Origin of the sequence: Vibrio neptunius, assembly GCF_000967495.1 — a bacterium.
Taxonomy (GTDB): domain Bacteria; phylum Pseudomonadota; class Gammaproteobacteria; order Enterobacterales; family Vibrionaceae; genus Vibrio; species Vibrio neptunius.
This window is the reverse complement of sequence record NZ_JXXU01000099.1, coordinates 1-1,898: the sequence shown is the minus strand read 5'-3', so window position 1 is coordinate 1,898 and position 1,898 is coordinate 1. Positions and strand designations below refer to the sequence as shown.

Below are 1,898 nucleotides of genomic sequence, written 5' to 3'. Positions count from 1 at the left end.
CCGAAGGTGGTCATACCGATGATACGGCCGTCGAAACCAACGTACTTGTACCAGAAGTCAGCAATACCCGCTTCAACTGCGATACGTGCCGTCACGTCAGATGGCAGAACCGCTTCACGGTAATCTGCATCTTGCTTGTCGAATGCATCTGTTGATGGCATTGAAACAACACGTACTTGCGTACCTTCAGCTGTTAGCTCAGCAGCAGCGTTAACCGCTAGCTCAACTTCAGAGCCGGTTGCAATAAGGATAAGCTCTGGCTTGCCTGCGCAATCTTTCAGGATGTAACCACCCTTAGCAATGTTCGCTACTTGCTCACTATCACGCTCTTGTTGTGCAAGGTTCTGACGAGAGAAGATAAGTGAAGTCGGTGCATCTTTACGTTCGATAGCCAGTTTCCAAGCCACTGCGGATTCCACTTGGTCACATGGGCGCCATGTGCTCATGTTTGGTGTTAGACGTAGAGAAGCCATTTGCTCAACCGGTTGGTGCGTTGGACCATCTTCGCCAAGGCCGATAGAGTCGTGCGTGTAAACTTGGATGTTCTGAACTTTCATCAGAGCCGCCATACGCATTGCGTTACGCGCGTATTCCATGAACATTAGGAAGGTTGCGCCGTATGGTACGAAACCACCGTGTAGTGCGATACCGTTCATGATAGCCGTCATACCGAATTCACGTACACCGTAGTGGATGTAGTTACCTGACGCATCTTCAGCCGATACCGACTTAGAACCAGACCACATAGTTAGGTTAGAAGGGGCAAGGTCAGCAGAGCCACCTAGGAATTCAGGTAGCATTTGACCAAACGCTTCAAGTGCGTTTTGAGACGCTTTACGTGATGCGATGTTGGCAGGGTTTGCCTGAAGGTCAGCAATGATTTGTGTTGCTTTCTCTTCCCACTCAGCTGGCAACTCACCGTTTAGACGACGCTTAAGCTCTGCTGCTTCTGAAGGGTAAGCTGCAGCGTATGCGTCAAACTTCGCATTCCACGCTGCTTCTTTCGCTGCGCCTGCTTCTTTTGCATTCCACTCAGCGTAAACGTCAGCAGGAATTTCAAATGGACCGAATTCCCAACCAAGTTGCTTGCGAGTCGCTGCGATTTCTTCAGCGCCTAGTGGGGCACCGTGACAGTCGTGTGAACCAGACTTGTTTGGAGAACCAAAACCGATGATGGTCTTAGTACAGATTAGCGTAGGGCGTGGGTCCGCTTTCGCCGCGATGATAGCCGCGTTGATCGCTTCAGGATCGTGACCGTCTACTGCAGGAATGACATGCCAGCCGTACGCTTCAAAACGCTTAGGTGTATCGTCAGAGAACCAGCCTTCAACATGACCGTCGATAGAGATGCCGTTGTCATCCCAGAATGCGATCAGTTTGCCCAGACCTAGCGTACCAGCCAGAGAACATGCTTCATGAGAGATACCTTCCATCAGACAGCCATCACCCATGAATGCATAAGTGAAGTGGTCAACGATGTCGTGGCCTTCTTTGTTGAACTGTGCCGCTAGAGTTTTCTCAGCCAGCGCCATACCTACCGCGTTAGTGATACCTTGACCTAGAGGACCTGTTGTTGTCTCGATACCTGGTGCGTAACCGTACTCTGGGTGACCTGGAGTCTTAGAGTGCAGTTGACGGAAGTTTTTCAGGTCGTCGATTGACAGCTCGTAGCCTGCTAGGTGAAGCAGAGAGTAAATCAGCATAGAACCGTGGCCGTTTGAAAGAACGAAACGGTCGCGGTCAGCCCATTCTGGGTTTGCTGGGTTGTGGTTTAGGTGAGAGCGCCAAAGAACTTCAGCAATGTCAGCCATACCCATAGGTGCGCCTGGGTGACCAGAGTTGGCTTGTTGTACGCCGTCCATGCTAAGGGCACGGATAGCATTAGCTAGATGTTTACG

At 50.9% G+C, this 1,898-nt stretch carries 1 protein-coding gene; it reads right to left on the bottom strand.

All coding sequences use genetic code 11. The annotated features are described in order from the left end of the window. On the bottom strand, window positions 1–1,898 hold a 1,898-nt coding region (tkt, locus tag TW84_RS22755), incomplete at both ends, for a transketolase (RefSeq protein WP_052707960.1).